Origin of the sequence: Fervidobacterium nodosum Rt17-B1, from assembly GCF_000017545.1 — a bacterium.
Lineage (GTDB): Bacteria > Thermotogota > Thermotogae > Thermotogales > Fervidobacteriaceae > Fervidobacterium > Fervidobacterium nodosum.
Map to the genome: position 1 here is coordinate 1,305,762 of NC_009718.1, position 18,680 is coordinate 1,324,441.

16 protein-coding genes are annotated in these 18,680 nt (G+C 34.3%); 2 read left to right on the top strand and 14 right to left on the bottom strand.

Annotated features, from left to right (window positions below; genetic code table 11):
- Window positions 1-29 precede the first annotated feature (29 nt).
- The gene (gene panB / locus FNOD_RS06370) at window positions 30-812 is read left to right on the top strand and encodes a 3-methyl-2-oxobutanoate hydroxymethyltransferase (RefSeq protein ID WP_041257186.1); all 783 of its coding nucleotides are present in this window, start codon (window positions 30-32) and stop codon (window positions 810-812) included.
- A 23-nt stretch (window positions 813-835) separates the two neighbouring features.
- Here the strand turns inward: panB and FNOD_RS06375 are convergent, their stop codons facing one another.
- From FNOD_RS06375 to gatA, 14 genes are all read right to left on the bottom strand, one after another.
- Window positions 836-1,843, bottom strand: coding sequence for an AI-2E family transporter (locus FNOD_RS06375; protein ID WP_011994371.1), 1,008 nt, complete (start codon window positions 1,841-1,843; stop codon window positions 836-838).
- On the bottom strand, window positions 1,827-2,843 hold the full coding sequence (locus FNOD_RS06380) for an asparaginase (RefSeq protein ID WP_011994372.1): 1,017 nt from the start codon (window positions 2,841-2,843) through the stop codon (window positions 1,827-1,829). Before FNOD_RS06380 ends, FNOD_RS06375 begins: the two co-directional genes overlap by 17 nt.
- A gap of 39 nt (window positions 2,844-2,882) precedes the next feature.
- Window positions 2,883-3,542, bottom strand: coding sequence for a rhomboid family intramembrane serine protease (locus tag FNOD_RS06385; RefSeq protein WP_011994373.1), 660 nt, complete (start codon window positions 3,540-3,542; stop codon window positions 2,883-2,885).
- Between the two features lie 30 nt (window positions 3,543-3,572).
- The gene (locus FNOD_RS06390) at window positions 3,573-4,232 is read right to left on the bottom strand and encodes a YdcF family protein (protein WP_011994374.1); all 660 of its coding nucleotides are present in this window, start codon (window positions 4,230-4,232) and stop codon (window positions 3,573-3,575) included.
- 65 nt (window positions 4,233-4,297) lie between these two features.
- Window positions 4,298-4,738 carry a flagellar export protein FliJ gene (gene fliJ, locus FNOD_RS06395; protein WP_011994375.1) on the bottom strand — a complete coding sequence of 147 codons (441 nt, stop codon included), beginning with the start codon at window positions 4,736-4,738 and terminating at the stop codon, window positions 4,298-4,300.
- 24 nt (window positions 4,739-4,762) lie between these two features.
- Window positions 4,763-5,980, bottom strand: coding sequence for a PAS domain-containing protein (locus tag FNOD_RS06400; protein WP_011994376.1), 1,218 nt, complete (start codon window positions 5,978-5,980; stop codon window positions 4,763-4,765).
- The gene (smc, locus tag FNOD_RS06405; protein ID WP_011994377.1) at window positions 5,977-9,471 is read right to left on the bottom strand and encodes a chromosome segregation protein SMC; all 3,495 of its coding nucleotides are present in this window, start codon (window positions 9,469-9,471) and stop codon (window positions 5,977-5,979) included. The genes FNOD_RS06400 and smc overlap by 4 nt, the downstream gene beginning before the upstream one ends.
- Window positions 9,461-10,825 carry a UDP-N-acetylmuramate--L-alanine ligase gene (gene murC / locus FNOD_RS06410; protein WP_187146482.1) on the bottom strand — a complete coding sequence of 455 codons (1,365 nt, stop codon included), beginning with the start codon at window positions 10,823-10,825 and terminating at the stop codon, window positions 9,461-9,463. Before murC ends, smc begins: the two co-directional genes overlap by 11 nt.
- A gap of 38 nt (window positions 10,826-10,863) precedes the next feature.
- Window positions 10,864-11,892, bottom strand: a complete 1,029-nt coding sequence (locus FNOD_RS06415) for a UDP-N-acetylglucosamine--N-acetylmuramyl-(pentapeptide) pyrophosphoryl-undecaprenol N-acetylglucosamine transferase (protein ID WP_011994379.1) — start codon at window positions 11,890-11,892, stop codon at window positions 10,864-10,866.
- A 19-nt stretch (window positions 11,893-11,911) separates the two neighbouring features.
- On the bottom strand, window positions 11,912-13,027 hold the full coding sequence (locus FNOD_RS06420) for an FtsW/RodA/SpoVE family cell cycle protein (protein WP_011994380.1): 1,116 nt from the start codon (window positions 13,025-13,027) through the stop codon (window positions 11,912-11,914).
- Window positions 13,024-14,136 carry a radical SAM family heme chaperone HemW gene (hemW, locus tag FNOD_RS06425; protein ID WP_011994381.1) on the bottom strand — a complete coding sequence of 371 codons (1,113 nt, stop codon included), beginning with the start codon at window positions 14,134-14,136 and terminating at the stop codon, window positions 13,024-13,026. The genes FNOD_RS06420 and hemW overlap by 4 nt, the downstream gene beginning before the upstream one ends.
- A 33-nt stretch (window positions 14,137-14,169) precedes the next feature.
- Window positions 14,170-15,036 carry a hypothetical protein gene (locus tag FNOD_RS06430; protein WP_011994382.1) on the bottom strand — a complete coding sequence of 289 codons (867 nt, stop codon included), beginning with the start codon at window positions 15,034-15,036 and terminating at the stop codon, window positions 14,170-14,172.
- 54 nt (window positions 15,037-15,090) lie between these two features.
- On the bottom strand, window positions 15,091-16,530 hold the full coding sequence (gene gatB, locus FNOD_RS06435) for an Asp-tRNA(Asn)/Glu-tRNA(Gln) amidotransferase subunit GatB (protein WP_011994383.1): 1,440 nt from the start codon (window positions 16,528-16,530) through the stop codon (window positions 15,091-15,093).
- Window positions 16,531-16,580: 50 nt separating this feature from the next.
- Complete coding sequence (gatA, locus tag FNOD_RS06440) at window positions 16,581-17,933, bottom strand: Asp-tRNA(Asn)/Glu-tRNA(Gln) amidotransferase subunit GatA (protein ID WP_041257189.1); 1,353 nt, start codon at window positions 17,931-17,933, stop codon at window positions 16,581-16,583.
- 166 nt (window positions 17,934-18,099) lie between these two features.
- Here gatA and FNOD_RS06445 point away from each other — a divergent pair, with 166 nt between their 5' ends.
- On the top strand, window positions 18,100-18,678 hold the full coding sequence (locus FNOD_RS06445; RefSeq protein ID WP_011994385.1) for a flavin reductase family protein: 579 nt from the start codon (window positions 18,100-18,102) through the stop codon (window positions 18,676-18,678).
- Window positions 18,679-18,680: the final 2 nt, after the last annotated feature.

Consider the following 18,680-nt stretch of genomic DNA (forward strand, 5'->3'; position numbering starts at 1 on the left):
TTGAAGCACTATTGGAGGTGAAATTTATGATTAATACAAAAAAGATAATAGATATGAAAGGAAAAGAACCAATAACTATGATAACTGCATACGACTATCCAACCGCAAGAATCGCTAGTGAAGCAGGAATAGATATAATCCTTGTTGGCGATTCGTTGGGTAACGTTATACTTGGTTACGATAGTACTATCCCAGTAACGATGGAAGATATGTTAATGCACATAAAAGCTGTGAGAAGAGGCGCGCCAGATGCGTTTATAGTTGGTGATATGCCGTTTTTATCCTACGAAATTAGTCCAGAAAAAGCTGTTGAAAATGCTGGCTTAATGTTAAAAGCTGGTGCAAATGCTATAAAGTTGGAAGGCGGAGAGCCATATGCTGAAACGATAAGGCGTATAATCAATGCTGGAATACCCGTAATGGGGCATTTAGGCTTCACGCCCCAATCTGTAAATTTATTAGGTGGACATAAAGTTCAAGGAAAGACTCCCGAGAGCCGTGAAAAACTCTTAAAAGATGCAAAAATACTCGAAGAAGTGGGGTGTTTTTCGATAGTACTCGAGCTTGTTGTAGAACAAGTAGCAAAAGAGATTACAGAAAATGTAAAAATACCTACCATAGGCATAGGAGCTGGTAGGCACTGTGATGGACAAGTATTGGTATTCCACGATATTGTTGGATTAACCACCATGGATTTAAAATTTGTAAAAAGATACGCAAATACATACGAGATAATGCTAAACGCGGTTAAATCTTACAAAACCGAAGTCAAAAACAAGGTTTTCCCGAGTAAAGATAATATATTTGAATGATTAACGAAAAGACGTTGAATTTTCTAAATTTCCAGTTCATTTTTTACAAATTCATTCCACAGTGTAACAAAGAATATAGCGACCGGCACTGCAAAAAATGTTCCAACAAGCCCGTATAAAATTCCAACTAAGAAAATAAATATAAGCATCAAAACCGGATTTATATCCGCGCGTTTTTTCATTATAAAGATAAAGAACAAAAATGCGCCTAAGTGTATGAGCATAACAACAATGTTTACAATTATGAAATTTTTCAATCCAAGTCCAAGACTAACAATCAATATTGGAATCCATTCGATAACAACACCAACAATGGGTATAAAGTTTGTAACAAACCCCCAAAAAGCGAGTAAGATTTTGTATTCAGGCAAATAAAAACTAAATAGTATGTAGAATGCTATCGAAACTATAAATGCTCCAAGTAGCAAAACATCAACGTAACTTGACAAAGCAATGCCAAGTTTTTTTAGAAAATCTTCAACAAGTCCCCTGACTTTTTTTGGAAATAATCCAGGTAACGATTTTGTAGTCCAATTAGTATATATAGTTATGTAAACGGTAAAAAGTATGCTATAAAATATTACCACTAAGAAATTAGGAACACTTTTAGCAAGATTTACAGCCAACGTAGTGATTAGTTCGTTTATTTTTGGACTAGCCCATTCGGCAATTTTTCCAATTATCTCAGATAGCTCTGGATTATCAACTAAATAATTCTCCCAGTATTTCGAATCTAATATATTTTTCATAAACTCATAAAAAGAATTCACCTGCTTAAAAACAGGAGGAATAATGTTTACAAATGCATATATCAGCACGCCAAAATATATCAACAATGAAAGCGTTACAGCAATTGGATAAGGAACTTTTATTCTCATTAAAACTCTAAGCAAGAAATTGACCACTAATACAGAAACAAGAGAAAATACAAAAACATGAAGCAGAGTTTTAAATGCCGCAAAAGCAATAAACATTATGAGAGCGTATATTAGTATAATTAACAAAGCTTGTTGTCTAATGCTCAATTTCATTCACCGGACCTCCTATGTGTTTTTCAAAATGTTTTCTTACCTCTTCTAAATTATTTGTTTTTCCAAGTACAACCATCAATTTTATCCTTGCTTTTTGAGCCAATGGGTGTTCACTCAATATAGCGCCTCTTTTTCGTAAATCTGCCCCTCCTCCAGTATAGCCATATATAGGATAAACTCTTCCTTTAAAACATCTTGATGTAACAATGATTGGCACACCATTCTTAGTAATTTCTTCAACCACATCGGAAAGTTGAGGAGGTACATTTCCTCTTCCAAACCCCTCAAGAACAATGCCTTTGTAACCCATATTATAAACCGCTCTTAGAATTGAGCCATCATCACCGGTAAATGTCTTAACAATCGCAACTTTTTCTTCTATTTTATCCGTTATTATCTTTTCTCTTGTAAGTGATTTTCTAATGTAGATAACGTTATTTTCGTCAACTATTCCCAGTGGTCCGTAACCTGGAGAGTCAAATGTCGCAACGTTGCTCGTATAAGTTTTTGTTACTTCCCTTGCTGCATGTATCTCATCGTTAAGGCATACAACAACACCCATACCGTACGATTCGTCACAAGCCGCAACCATCACTGATGAGAGAACGTTCCTTGGCCCATCTGTGCTAAGTTCACCTATATTTCTCATCGATGCTGTTAAAACAACCGGTTTTTCAGTTTTTAATACTAAGTCAAGAAAATAAGCTGTTTCTTCTAATGTATCCGTACCGTGAGTTACAACCACTCCATCGTAACCTTTTTCTTCAAGAAATTCGTCTATTTTTTTTGCAAGTTCCCACATGGTATTTGGAGTCATATAAGGACTCGGTACATTAGAAAATTCGTAAACTTCTATATCTGCTATATCATAAAGTTCTGGTATATCTGTCACAAGTGCGTTCCCTTTATCAAAAGGTACAACTGTCCTCCCCTTTTTTATCATCGCAATTGTTCCACCGGTGCTAACAATAACGATTTTCTTCCTCTTTGCGTTTCCCATAATTTTTGCTCCCTTCCATATTTATTTTTGCAATCCATTTTAGTACCAATATCTTTTCTTTCTAACTCTCATACCTACTATCACACCGTATATAAAACCTCCTGCATGTGCCCAATAAGCAACCCCTGTACCTGTCACGTCAGCTAGCAAACCATTCAACACTTGTATTATAAACCAATATGGAAGGTAAATAAAAGCTGGAATTTCAACGATAAACGGCAAAATCAAAAAGACAAGAGAAACTATTCTTGAATAATAAAATAATACAAAATAAGCCCCCATTACAGCTGAGATTGCACCAGATGCACCAACAAGTGGATATGGTGAGAATGGGTTAAAAATTACATGGAAGAAGAGAGCAAAAAGCCCACCGGTGATGTAAAAAATAAAAAACTTGAAATGACCCATTGCGTCTTCAACATTGTCACCAAATATCTTCAAAAACCACATATTACCAATTATGTGAGACCAACCACCATGAACAAACATGTGTGTAAACATCGCAACAATTGGAAAAGCGTAAAACATCTTTTCTGGGACAAAACCAAATGTGCGAAAAAATCCTTCTAATACTTCCCCAGACCAATCCATACTCGAAATCATGAGTTCATAAGCAAAAACGATTACGTTCACAATTATTATCATTATGTTCACAAAAGGCTTACGTATACTAGGGATAGTATCGTACAGCGGAAACATCTAATTCCCTCCCTTCATTTTAAAACTTAATTATTTAGCATATAACAACTTGTACTGTATCATCCCAAATAATTCATGGGAAAAATTGCAAAGTGAATAAAACGCATTAGCAGATGGTATATAATCGAGATAAGAATTTCTAAAATCAACCGGCACATCTGCGCTTACAAAACTTACATCTTTAAAAAACTTTCTAAAAACAAAAAGGCTTCTTTTCATATGTATTGTACTTGTCACTAAAGTTATCGGTACATCACCGATAAGTTCGAATGTACACTTACCGTTTTCGAATGTATTCCTTGCTTTTGATCCTAAAATTATATCCTCTTCGGGTACTCCAAAATTTAAAAGTACATTTTTCATAATAAGAGCTTCGGGAACCCCTTTATCGATTATTCCACCAGTAACGATTATTTTTCTTGGTCTATTTTTGTATAACTCCAAAGCTTTGTACAGTCGTCTTAAAGTATGCTTACCTATCTCAACATTATTTGAAAATTCGTCAACACCGCCTCCTAAAACAACTATAAATATACCTTTATCTTCGGTGTCTTTTAAAACAAAAGTTTTTGAAATTAAATAGGCAAACAAATTAGATGTTAGAAAATAAAAAACCAAAGCAAATGATAAAAATAAAAAAGCCAATTTTTTTCTCTTTTTAAAGTAAAGTGCAAACAATAATAAAAACACAGTTACGAATAACCCCGGAAGAGTAATAAAAGAGCTAATTATTTTAAATAGGTGAATCAAAGCATTTACCCCCTTGTATTATCGATATTTCTGAAGTATTTTTGCAACGCAACTTCGTCTATAGTTGCTCTTTCTTTCCTATCGTTTTCAAAGCTTTGCTTTTCGATATAGCGCTCTTTCAACTTTTCAAAACTTTTCCTTTCAGTTCGCTTTTCTAAAAACTTTCTAAGTATCTCTTCTTCTTCAAGTCTTAGATTTTCAAGCTTTTTTTTAAGAGTAAGAATGTAATCATTGTACATCCTTAATAAGTATAGTAAAAAACCAAGCTGCGCACCGGTTTGCGTACCAGTACGCAACTGACTTTCTACATCGTTTTTGGATTTTTTAACCTTATCAATTTCATCTTCAACTTCTCTTATCAATAACCTTATCCTATTTAATTCTTCCTTTATACTTTCTTCCTCTTTTTTTCTTAACGTTAAAATTTTTTCGAGTCGAAAAGGCATAAAATCCTCTATACTCTTTATTTTTTACTTTCTCAAAAACGCTGAGAGAATCTCAACAAAAACTTGGAGCAACTTTTTGCTTGCTTCTGAAAATCTTTTCCCTTCAAAGTTGTCCAAAGAAATAATCACAAGTCTCTTATCACCTATTTTTACACTCCCGACAAGAGGTATAAAGTTTGGTTCCGTAACTCCCGCCTTAATCCACAAATCCCTTTGCGGACTCTCTAGATTAAGCTTGTAAGCTTCATCAAGTTCAACAACTTTGTTTTCTCCAATCGCAGGTCCATAATTGTCTTCGTCCGCTCTAAAGACTGTGTTTTTTATTTCATCATCGTAGTTATAAACAGCCACACATTTGTATATATCACCATCAAGCATCCAAATGGAGGCTTTTTGTGCTTCGGGTACTAATTTCACAAGTTCATTAAGCATTGATTGGAGATACTCTTCCAAAGATGTTGATTTTTCCCAAAGAGATACAAGTTTTGACAGACTTTCAAAGCTTGTTACCATTTCTTTGTAGATTTTCTGTGTTTGCAAAAATCTAATAGCCGCAAGAGCCTGAGAAGACAAAAAAGAAGATATCGCTTTTGATATGTCAGTGTATTCTTCCGGAACGTGAATGATAAATTTATAATTTTCCACAGGTATCACCATGTAATGCTTTTTCTCGACAGTAAAACTCTTTAATTCGTTTAACCCTTTTGCTTTTTCTAAAACTTTTTCATCCTCCTTACCAACAACATAATCATTATCTTTAAGTAAAGCATAAGCTATTTCCGGATATTCTGCGTGGAACTTCATCCCGAGTTCGACTGCAAATTTTGTTGGATCACCTTCGGAATTACTTAAAGCTTCAATGATTATCTTTTCAACAAACGATTGAAGCTTATAAAGTGATTGCTCTAAAACCTTTTCGGTCATATCAAACATTACTCCTGCGACACCATAAGAACCATCACCAAGCCTAATCGGCATCCTATGGATACTAAAATACCTTCCGTTTATAACTTTTTCATGAATCTGATTCCTTCTTGTTCTCATAACTTTTCTATCAATATTGTTTATCTCTTCATCTCCCAGTATTTCTGATTCGAGCTTGCCAATTAGTTTTCCTTCAGGTAATTGGAGTACGTTTTCTAGCTCTTTATTTATCCAGATAAATCTAAATCTATTATCTTTGATAAAAGCCGGTGCCGGGAGCCTTTCAAAGAATTGTTGTAAAAAGTATAGATATCTCACGCTGTTACCTCCTCCATCTTAACTTGTAATATCTTAGAAATACCATCTACCATGGTTACTCCATGAACTATGTCTCCAGCCTCCATTATGAGTTTATTGTGTGTGATAACTATAAATTGTGAATGCTCTTGTTCCAATAAACGTCTAAATTTCTCAGAATTGTAATCATCAAGCGGAGCGTCAACTTCGTCAAGCACGTAAAAAACTCCTTTATTAGCTTCAAGCATTGCCATTATTAATGCTATACCAACAAGCGCTTTTTCTCCGCCAGATAATAATTGAAGTCTTTGAACCCTTTTACCAGCTTTAGAAATCGTTATTTCTATACCCGATTCCAATATATCACCATCGTCTAAAATTCTCATTCCGCCAGTTCCTCCGTAAAATAGGTTTTCTATATACGTTCTAAAAGCACTATTTATTTGATTAAATACCCTTAAAAATTGTTCACGTGCTTGTGCGTTTGTTTGCTCAATAAGTTCTTCCAGTTTCTTTTTTGCATCTTCTAAGTCTTGTTTCTGCTTTAATAGCTCGTTGTATTCTTGCTCAATGGCTTTGTATTCATCTATCGCTGTTAAGTCTACTGCACCTAACATTTTGAGTTTGTTTTCTAGATCCTTAATTTCATTAGCAAGTTCGTCTAATTTTTCTGGTTCCACATCGATAGGTGTTCTATATTCTTCAGGAATATTTGATATTCTAAACGATATTTCTTGAAGTCTCATTTCTGTTTCGTGAATGCGTTCTTTTATAGATTCTATTTCTGTCTTCTGGTCTCGTAACTCTTTCTCAAGTTGTTCAAGCTTTTGAAGCTTCTCTTCTTTCCCTGCTTTCTTTTCGCGTATGCCAGAAAATAACTCTTGAGAGGTATTTCTCAACGTTTCTAACTCTTTTTCATTTTCCAAGAGAAACTTTTTCGTTTCATCAATATCTTCTTCAAGTTTTGATATAACAGACTTTGCATTTATAAGCTCATCCTTAATCTCTTCTATCCTTGAATTTATCCTATCACTTTCTGCGTTGTATTGTAATTTTCTCTCAAACAAATTCTTTACTTCCGCACGGTAAGTAGCTATAGATTCATTGAGTTGCTCTAATTTTTTCCTATGTTCATCAAGTCCCTTTGAAAATTCATTAACACTATTTTGAAGATTTTTCCTCTTTTCATCGAGTTCTTTTGATTGATTTTCCAAAACTTCTATTCTTGCTATGTTCCCCTCGTATTTTGCGTTGTACTCTGCTTCAAGTTTAACAAGGTCAGAAATTTCATTTGTGATTTCCTTGTAGGCTTTTTGTAGTTCCTCTAATACTCTTTTCGAAGATAAAGATCGGCTTGAAACGGTTGCAAGTTCTTCCCTAACTATATTCATATTGTTTTGCAACTCGTTGATTTCCTTATTTATAACCGAAATTTCATTTTCTGTATTTTCCTTTTCATGTTCGATTTGCTCTATATTTTCTTCCAAAGTTTTCAACCTAACTCTTCTGGCAATTATCGAATTGGCGTAATCTTCTTTTGACCTTCCACCACTCATTGCTCCTCTTCCGGAGATGAGTTCTCCATCTAGCGTAACTATCCTTGAACGGATGTTATACTTTCTCTTTATCTCTATCGCATTGTCGATGTCTTTAACTATTATATCGTTCCCGAAAAGAAAGTACGGAAGCGCTTCGTACTCTTTTGAGACGTTCACAAGTTTGGCTGCATAGCCAATGAATCCTTCTTCTTTTTCTACACCCTTTATCTCCGAAAATGATGAATCGATTAAATCTAAAGGAATAAACGTTGCCCTACCATATTCTCCGGCTTTTAGAAATTCTATTATTTTCTTTCCATCTTCTGCTGTTTTCACAACAACATTTTGAACAGCTCCGCCGAGAAGAACTTCATACGCGGTCGATAAAGACTTGTCAAAATCGATAAGATTAGCGACAACGTCTATCAACCCATCAAAAATATCTTTGTTCTCAAATATTTTTCTTATAGAGTGACCAAATCCCTGGTACTCTGAAATTTGCCTCTTTATTACGTCTATCTCTGCTTTGACTTCTTTCTCGCGTTTCACTAACTTCTCTAGTAATAAACTTTTTTCCTCTTTTTTCTTTCTATACTCTTCTATTGACGATTTTATACTTTCGAGTTCTTTAACAAGCTCGTTTTCTTTTTCAACTATGTCAAGTAGATGTTTCTCTAAATCTGATATTTCGTCTTCTAATTCTTGCTTTCGATCTTCCTTATTTACCCTTTGACTTTGTATCATCTCAAGGCGGTGTTTTATATCTTGATTGTTCTCATTTAATCTTATAATTTCATTATGAATTTTTGAAAGATTTTTTTCTATTTCTTCGTATTCCTGCTTTTTCTTTAATATTTCCTTTTCTTGTTCGGTGTATTGGGTAAAAATTTTGGATTTCTCATCTTCAAGTTCCGAGAGAACTTTTTCTTTTTCGTTAAGCTCTTCCAAAATTTTCGCCAAAATTAATTTTATTTCTTCATTCCTATTTTTTAGAGTGTTCGTTTCTTCATTGAGCATATCAACACGGGTTGTTATTTCTATATATTTATTTTCAAGTTCGCTCAGTTTCTTTGAAAATTTTTCTTTTATTTCAAGTAGTTGATTTTCTCTTGTCTTAAATTCTTCTAATGTCTTTGTATAGCTTTCCATTTCAACATCTATCTGATTGAACTCGTCTTTTAAATTTGACCATTCCATTTCTAGTTGAGCCAAATGTCTTAATTTTTCTTTAAGGCTTACATTAAGTTCACTATGGTAATTTTCCATATCGGATAATCTTTGCTTTTCTATTTTGTAAACTCCACCAAAATATTCTTTTTTGAGTGTTTCAAGCTTCTCAGAATATTCAATATACCTTTCTGCACGCTTGACCTTTAAATACAATGATTTTCTGTTTTTATCCATTTCAAACAATATGTCACTAATTCTGTTAAGATTTATTTGCGTAGTTTCAAGCTTTGAGAGAGCTTCTTTCTTCTTTTCCCTGTATATTCCTATTCCTGCTATCTCTTCTATCATAGTTCTAAGATTTTCCGGTGTAGATGACACTATTCTATCTATTTGACCTTGGCCAATAATAGAATAAGGGTTTTTCCCATAACCATGCTGCATTAAGAAATCTCTTATATCTTTTAACCTTGCAATATCGCCATTCAACAAATACTTACCTGTACCATCACGTGACAACTCACGTGCGATTGAAACACGTTCGTTCCCATTTTCAAAAACCAATTCAACGTACGCAAATTGAGCAGGTGGTTTCTTTTCGTTCCCCCAAAATACAACATCTTCTCTTTCCTGAGCCCTTATCTCTTTCATCGACTGTTCACCGAGAACCCATCTTATAGCGTCAACAACGTTGGACTTCCCTGAACCGTTTGGTCCAACGATAGCGGTGACTCTATTTGAAATTTCAAGTCTAACAGGCTCAGCAAAAGATTTGAAGCCTTTTATAAATATTTCCTTAAGTATCACTACTTTCCCCCCGATTCCCGCTTGCAGTATTTAGCCCTGCAACTATTTCGCGCGAAATGTTGTATATATTACCAGCACCAACAAACATGTAAACAGCGTTATCTTGTAGTTCGATGTTCTTTAAATCTTCTATTTTTTCTACAAATATTGCTTTGGCTATTTCGCTGACTATATTCTTTGCCGTAACACCATTTTTAGTTTCAAACGCGCCATATATTTCCGTTATGTATATTTCATCAGCACTTTGGAGAATTCTTTTAAATCTTTCCGCTTCCCTTTTGAATCGTGTGTACCTGTGCGGTTGGAAGATTAAAACGATTTTCCTCTCCGGGTAGACTTCTCTTGAGGTTTTTAAAAGAACTTCTATTTCATCAGCAGTATGTGCGTAATCATCGACAATTGTTATTTTTCTTGAAGGATTGTCGTAACTTACATTGAATCTCCTACCTGGCAGTCTAAAATCTTCGAAAGAATCTAGTACTTTATCTATGTTGTATCCTATACTCGAAAGAAGTGAAATAACAGCCAATGCGTTGAGTGCGTTATGATAACCTGGAACTGGTAAGAAAAATTTTCTTTCGCCATACGGAGTAAAAATTGTCACCGTTTGATAAAATCCTTCTTGTTTTCTTTCCACAAGCTTAAAATCTCCAGAATAAACTCCGAAAGTTACATTACCTTTGAATTTTTTCTCATCAGCAAATGTAACTACAAATTTGGAATTTTTAATCAAAGTTTCAAAACTGCTATAGTAATGTTCCAGACTCTGGTAATTTTCTACATGATCCTCTCTAATATTTGTAATTATCAGAAATTCAGGTCTAAAAAGTTCGTACCCAGGTTGACTCTCATCCAATTCGTAAACAGCTATATCGCTCTTACCATGTCGATAATTACCGTGCTCAAGCTTATTGTGGAGTGCGCCAAGAAAAACGTAAGGGTCTGCCCCAAGATCTATAAGACTGTTTGCCAGCATCGAAGTTGTTGTAGATTTTCCATCGGTACCAGTTACAGCAAAACCGCGAAATGGTTCTAATATCCTCCTAAAATGATCAATACGCATTGTTATGGGTATTCCCAGTTCTTGAGCCTTTACATATTCCGGGTTAGTCTTTGAAATCGCGGGTGTAACTATTACTTCATCAACATTTTCCACATTTTTTTCTTCATGTGAATGAAAAACCTTAACTCCAATACTTTCAAGGTGCTTTGTTGTATCTGAACTATATGGGTCGCTGCCAGAGACGATATTTCCGTTAAAATGCTCATGCATTGCTTGAGCGCTCATTCCAATGCCACCGACACCAACAAAGTGTATCTTTTTCTTTATCTGAATATTTTCCATCTTTTCCATACACTCCTTCTTTACTTTTCTTGTTTTAAATTTTAAACTTATAAGCCTAAAACAGAACTTATCGATTCAACAATTTTAATAGCGGGATTTGTTCGTTCTTCGAATTTTCTACCTTTATTTATTATACCTCTAAGTGCTTGAACAAATTTTTCTTTATTGTACTCATTCTCCCTTATCATAACACCAAGTTGTTCTTTTTCAATTATCTTTGCGTTAAGAATTTGATGAGATTCTGTCGAACCTTCCCATGGAACAACAATTGCCGGAACGTTGAAGTATATCAATTCTGATATTGTTGTTGCCCCACCTCTTGTAATTGCAGCATCAACACTTCTCCAATACGCGTACATGTTGTCTATATAATCTTTTACTTGAACGTTATTAGGAACCGTACCATCCAATTTTTTTCCACCAGAAGAGAGAATAAAATTGACATCCGGCATTTCTAAAGCAATTTCAAGTGTTATTTTATTCAAAAACTCGCTTCCCCCACTCCCGCCAATTACTATAACTGTTGGATGCGGGAGTTCTACTTTCCCATCTCTTGCCCATATTGGATTTCCAACAACTTCTATTTTATTATGAATTTTTTTTGGAAATCTTTGGATCGATTCTTCAAAAGATAAAAAAACGCGCTTTGCAAATTTTGAAATGGCTATATTTGCCTTACCAGGTAATGTGTTTTGCTCTTGAACGAAAACAGGTATACCAAGCCTTTTCGCAGCTTTTGCAACGGGATAACTAACGTATCCTCCAGATACATAAACAAAATCCGGTGAAAATTTCTTCAATTCTTCTTGAATCTTTTTCGAATTTGAAATTAACTTGGAAAATCTAATAATATTTTCCGGATGGAAAACAGGTCTCCTCAAACCTTTTACATTAATCGTGTACCTTTTAAACTCCGGATGAACAACCGGAAGCAATCTTTCCTCAATTTTCCCACTTACACAAAAGTAAAGTATCTCAATATCGTATCTTTTTTGAAATTCTTCCAATACAGCGATGTTTGGATAAAGGTGTCCACCGGTCACACCACCTGCTGCGGCTATTTTCAATTTCTTCAATCTAATTCACTCCTTGTATTTATCTTTGTATATAATATTCTTTTATGTTTGTTTTTTCGCCAGTATCTTCACCTTGTTTTTGAGTCAACCCAGACATTATTATTCCAAATCCAATTAGTAATGAAATTATAGAACTTCCGCCTGTACTGATGAATGGTAATGGTACACCTGTTACTGGGAAAAATCCAGAAAAAACTCCGAAATTAATTACTACATGCAACATAATTACCGTTGCGTAAGACCATGTGAAAACCCTTACCGCTACATCTTTTATATAACTTGCAGCCCTCATAAGAGCATAAGTTAAAAAGAAATACATTACACCAACAATTAAAATTCCAAAAAATCCAAGATCCTCACCTATCACTGAAAGCACAAAGTCACTTTCCGCTTCAGGAACATAAACTTTCAACCATCCATTACCAATGCCAAGTCCTGTAGCATTGGAGTTTTTCAAAGTTTTTAATGCTATATCAACTTGTGGGGCCATTGTTCCACTGAAAAAGTATCTTAACCTTCCCAATTGATATGGATGCAGCAATCCGGCCGAGGAAGCAATTACTATGAATGTTACAGCAGCCACAAAAGAAAATATAAAATATGACAACTTGGTACCACCATAGTACATTGCAACAATTGCTATGATGAAAGTCAATAAAGATGTACTCAGATTAGGTTCTATAATAATTAGAGCGACGTATACTATAGAATAAAGTAATGGAACAACAAAGCCTTTTGTGAATTTCTCCATTTCTTTATAATTATTCTTCGCATAAATAGATAAGAAAAGTATCAAAATAATCTTTGCAAACTCTGATGATTGTAGTGTAAAACCACGAATATTTATCCATCTGTGTGCTCCGTTGACAGGTGGAAAAACAAAAACAATAAGCAAAAGCAAAATACCTAAAAAGTAAAAAAGTTTTACATGTTTTTCGTAAAAGGAGAAAGGTATGTTCATAGCAACATAAAAAGCAATAAGACCAACAAATATGTTGAACAAATGTTTAACAAAAAAATTACTTGAAGTCCCAAGGACTCTTTCTCGTGCGATATCAAGGCTATACATAGCCAGTGCGCCAATTATGAATAATATCAAATAAGAAACAACAATTATAGTTATCTCTTGTCTCATCTAAAGTATTCCTCCCAAAAACTAAGTAGAGTAACGAAGAAAAGATTGCTGAAATCCATGCCTTTTTCTGAAAGTTTTTTTCCATCAAAGAAATCGAATTTGTTTTTTAACGCATCCATAACGGGGGAAATGTCTATATTTGTTTTTTCTTTAATATATTCTTTATCTACTCCCAACATTGTACGTAAGTTCATAAAAGTTGTTTCTAGAGCCTCGCGTTCGGGAGTATTTAAAGATTCGTAAGCCCTTGGGAATTTCCCTTCGGATATAGAAATAAAATAATCTGAAAAACTCTCATGGTTGTTGTACCTCAAAAAACCAATATGCCCACCAGCTGAGATACCTAAACCAACGTAATCTGTATTTGCCCAATATTTCAAATTATGTTTGCAATATTTGCCGTTCAAAGCAAAGTTAGATATTTCATACCTTTCGTAACCAAAACCACTAATTGCGTTCAAAAAATCATCGTATCTCTGGAAAGTTTGGTCATCTGGTTTTTTTAAAACGCTGTTGTTTTTATCATTATGAACTTCAAGCATATAAACTGAAATATGATCTGGTAAAAAATCACTAATGAACTGAACATTTTTTCCAATTGTACTCCAACTCTCACCAGGAAGGCCTATTATAAAATCAACATTTATATTATCAAAATATCTTTTGGCAATATCAAATTTCCTTATAAAGGTCTCGAAATCATAGAGCCGCCCAGACTTTTTCAAAACAACATCATCGGCACTTTGAAGACCCATACTTATTCTATTTACACCTATTTTTTTGTAAAATTGCGCGTTCTCTTTTGTGAAGCTTTCTGGATTTACTTCTATCGTTATTTCTGCGTTATTTGAAATATAAGGTTCTAATTTTTCAAAAATTTTACTGATGTTTTTTATGGGGAAAATACTTGGAGTCCCACCACCAATGTAAAGTGTGTCAATTCCAGAATTTAAATACTCTTTGTACAAATCAATTTCATTTAAAAGATATTCTGTATATTCATCAAAATTATTCTCAACATAGCTTACAAAATCACAATAAATACATCTTTTCTTACAAAACGGTATATGAACGTACAAGCCTAATTTAAAATTTTTTATGTCGTCCAACTTGTTCATCCCCGCTATCAAATTTTATTTTTCTTAAAAAATATCGGCCATCTTAATCTTGAAGTATCCAACGTTATTTTGGATAATCAAATCTCCCTGAATAGGGGAAAGAAATCTGAACCAAATACCGTATTTTACATTCTCCGATGATGGAATGTACGTCCCATAAGCCGAGAAAAAGAATCTAAAATCCCACAAGTCTATAAATATTCTTCCGCCAAGCACACCTACTATTCTTCTTTCGTCAAAATCCCAACCAAGGTTCACCGTAGCGCCTTGTTCGAGAGATTTATCAGAAAACACATAAAATCCAAGTGAGTATATATTACCAATCTGAACAAAACTTAGCTGAAGGGTGTCAACATTTGCAAATCCCCTTTTCATATTAATTGATATATGCGGATTACTTATACCCAGTCTAGATAAAGAAAATCCTTCGTAATTAAGTGCAAAAGGTCCTATGGTTGTTTCACCAACAGGTAGGGCAGGTATTGAAAACCAAGTTTTTGAGTATTCTGCTAAAATAGATTGCGTAGATGAGATATAATAAGTCCTTTCGTAACCTGTTGTTGGTATAGAATAATTCTCATATCCAATTGTCAAAACTACACCGTATGATTGACCTACGAAAGTTAATAAATTAAAATAGCTCTTATCAATTTGCCTTTTCATTGTAACAAAACCAAGTTTGTAAGATTCACTTCTCATTGATTCATCAAAGATTCTCAATCCTGCAGCATACTTATTGTTTTCCACAACCAAAGCTAAGTTCCATAAGTCAAGAGAGAAAGAATTGTATATTCCCTGAATTTCTGGGATAATGTCATAGCTAAAAGCATTGGAAAAAACAACAATAAGAATCATTAAAACTATGAACTTTAAAATTTTAAAAGATTTCATTTTCATAACCCCCCTCCTATATCTACAAAAAAGTATAAATGCTTTGTCAATATCCTATCCACGGAGTAATTTGTTGAGTATATCATTGACAGTTTTTGGATTTGCCTTACCTTTTGTTTCTTTCATGACCTGACCAACGAAAAATCCAAAAAGTCCTTCTTTGCCTTTTTTAAATGCTTCTACCTGCTGCGGATTACTTTCAATGACTTTTTTTGCTATTTCTTCAATCAAAGCTACGTCATCAACTTGCTTTAAACCCTTCTGTTCAACTAATTCACTTGGCAATTTACCACTTAAAGCGCACTCTGAAAACACTTCTTTAGCGATGTTTCTTGAAATGGTTCCATTCTTTATCAAATCAAAGAGTTCAACAAAATGTTCCGGTTGAACTTTTACTTTTTCTTTCCCATGTTCGGAGTACAAACGGAATAGTTCTGTTAAAAACCAATTAGCAGTCTCTTTCGGCTCTTTTGTTTTAGCAACAACTACTTCATAAAAATCAGCAATTTCCTTATCCTCAACAAAAACCCAAGCATCTTTCTCAGATAGTTGATATTCTCTAACAAATCTTTTCAAGCGTTCATCTGGTAATTCTGATAATGTACCTCTTATTTTCTCAATATACTCCTTGGTTAAAACGATGGGAGGTATATCCGGTTCAGGGAAATACCTATAATCGTGAGCTTCTTCTTTACTTCTCATACTGACAGTAGATTTTGTACTTAAATTCCATCCTCTTGTTTCTCTTTCCACTTCTTTTCCTTCTTTCATCAACGATACAATTCTTTCGAATTCATACTCAAGAGCCTTTTCAACAAATTTGAAAGAGTTCATATTTTTCACTTCGACTTTATTACTCTGCTTTCCTGTTTGAACATCAATAACCGATATATTCGCATCACACCTCATTGCACCTTTTTCCATATCACCACTACTAACTTCTAAGTATCTAAGTAATGTCCTAAGTTTTTCCATAAATATTCTTGCCTCTTCTGGAGACTCAATGTCTGGTTCTGTAACAATTTCAGCAAGAGGTATTCCACAGCGGTTCATATCAACTAAAGAATAGTCAGCTTCGGTAATACTGTCTCCAGAATGGAGTAGTTTACCAGCATCCTCTTCGAGATGAATCCTTCTTATCCTGATTTTTTTACCTTTAACTTCAAGATAACCATATTCTGCCAGCGGGTAAAAAAACTGTGTTATTTGATAACCCTTTGGAAGATCTGGATAAAAGTAATTTTTTCTATCAAATCTTGTATATTCGTTTATCTTACAATTTAACGCTAATGCAAGCTTCGTACCTAAATCGTACATTTCTTGCGAAGGAACAGGTAATGCACCTGGTTGACCCGTACAGACAGGGCATATAGCTGTATTTGGTTCTAAATCAAAAACGTCTGCACTACAATTACAAAAAGCTTTCGTCTTAGTGTTTAATTGAACGTGTATTTCAAGGCCTATTACAGGACGGTATCTATCAAATTGGGACATTAAAACACCTCCTAATCATTTTCATATATTTTTCGTATCTTTGAGAAATTTTATGATTTTCCCAGATTTCTCTCTACCCAATCAGCGAAACCAAGTAATTTTGCATCTGAGAACCTCGGTCCCATGATTTGTATACCAACGGGAAGATTTTCGCTCTTTCCATATGGAATACTTATCGCAGGTATACCAGCCAAATTAGCAGGGATGGTAAATATATCCATCATATAGTAAACCAGCGGGTCATTCACCGATTTCACCTTAAATGCAACAACTGGGGAGGTTGGAGTTACTATAAAATCGTATTTTTCGAATACACTATACAACTTATTCGCTATAACCCTTCTAACCTTTTGGGCTTTTTCAAAGTAGGCATCGTAATACGCTGCACTTAAATTAAACGTTCCTATAAGTATCCTCCTTCTTACCTCTTCCCCAAAGCCTAAACCTCTTGTTTTTTCATACATTTCACGAAGAGAATCAGAGGATATCCTAAGACCGTACTTTACACCATCAAACCTTGAAAGGTTTGAGCTTACTTCAGATGGGGCAATTATATAGTACGTAGCAACAGAATATTTAATTTCATCTATATCAACGACATCAACATCATGACCATGCCTTGATAGTTCTTGTACAAATTCATTTACTCTATTTTTTATACCTTCTTCAACACCTTCACCAAAAGATTGTTTTGCAACAGCAATTTTCATTTTTGGTATCTGCTTACCTACAAATTGCGTAAAATCAATATTTCTATCAACAGTTGTGGCATCGTTTTCATCTTTTCCCGCTATTATATTCATAAGAATTGCACTATCTTCCACTGTCTTCGTTATTGGTCCAATCTGATCTAAAGATGAAGCAAAAGCAACCAATCCGTATCTTGAGACAAGACCATAAGTTGGTTTAAAACCTACCACTCCACAAAAGGCAGCTGGTTGTCTTATAGAACCTCCCGTATCACTACCAAGTGCGGCAATTACCTCACCAGATGCAACGGCAGCTGCAGACCCTCCGCTACTTCCACCAGCTACTCTTTCAACATCATGTGGGTTTCTCGTCGGGCCAAATGCGGAATACTCTGTACTTGCACCCATCGCAAATTCATCAAGATTAGTTTTACCAACGAAAGCATATCCACATACTCTTAATTTTTTAATAACAGTTGCATCATAAGGGGCGACATACCCTTCTAATATCTTCGAAGCACATGTAGTTTTCATACCCTTAACATTTATATTGTCCTTTATACCAATCGGTATACCCTTTTCAATCTCATTTTTGACAGTTATAAATGCATTAAGCCTTTTTTCTTCATCACTTATCACTTCAAGTGATCTCTCAACGAGTTCAGTTGATTCTGGATGAGTGTTTAGATATTCAATGGCAGCTTTAAGTGTCATTCCCTTGAAATTGTTTTTGTCTATAAACTTATCCAACTCAAACACCTCCTCTACTTCAGAAAAATTATACCACATTGTTGGTAAAATTGACAGTTTATGTTAGAATATATTTGATAATTTTTAAATAATTAGCAAAGCTTAAGAGGTGAATGCGAGGTGAATATGTATGATATTTGTTGAAAAGAGTGGAAAATATTACTTTCATTACCCTTTTCCGGTCGCAATAGTGGGTTCAAAGTATAATAATTCGATAAACTTTATGTCAGCAGCATGGCACACACAAATATCGTTTGATCCTCCATTATACGGAGTAGCAATCTCTCCAAAAAGGTTCACAAAAGAACTTATTGAAAAATCTGGAGTGTTCTCACTAAACTTTATTAAATACGATGATTACAAGATATCTGGATTTGTTGGAAGAACTTCTGGAAAAGATTTGGATAAAATTAATTTTTTTGGTATAAAATATATAAAAGGCAAAAAATTAGATGTTCCTATTTTAGAAAATGCTGTTGCTTGCTATGAATGTAAATTAATAGATAGTAAAACTTATGGTGACCACATACTCTATGTTGGCGAGATTGTTGGTATTCATTACAATGAAAATGAGTACAAAGATGGTATCTCTGATGGTTTGCTTTTATACGCTGGTAACGATATGTACACAAAATCTGAAAATACATATCTAGTAAAATTCGGTAAAGAAGAAGTAAAAAAAGAAATTGATAAAAGAAAGAAGTTATAAAA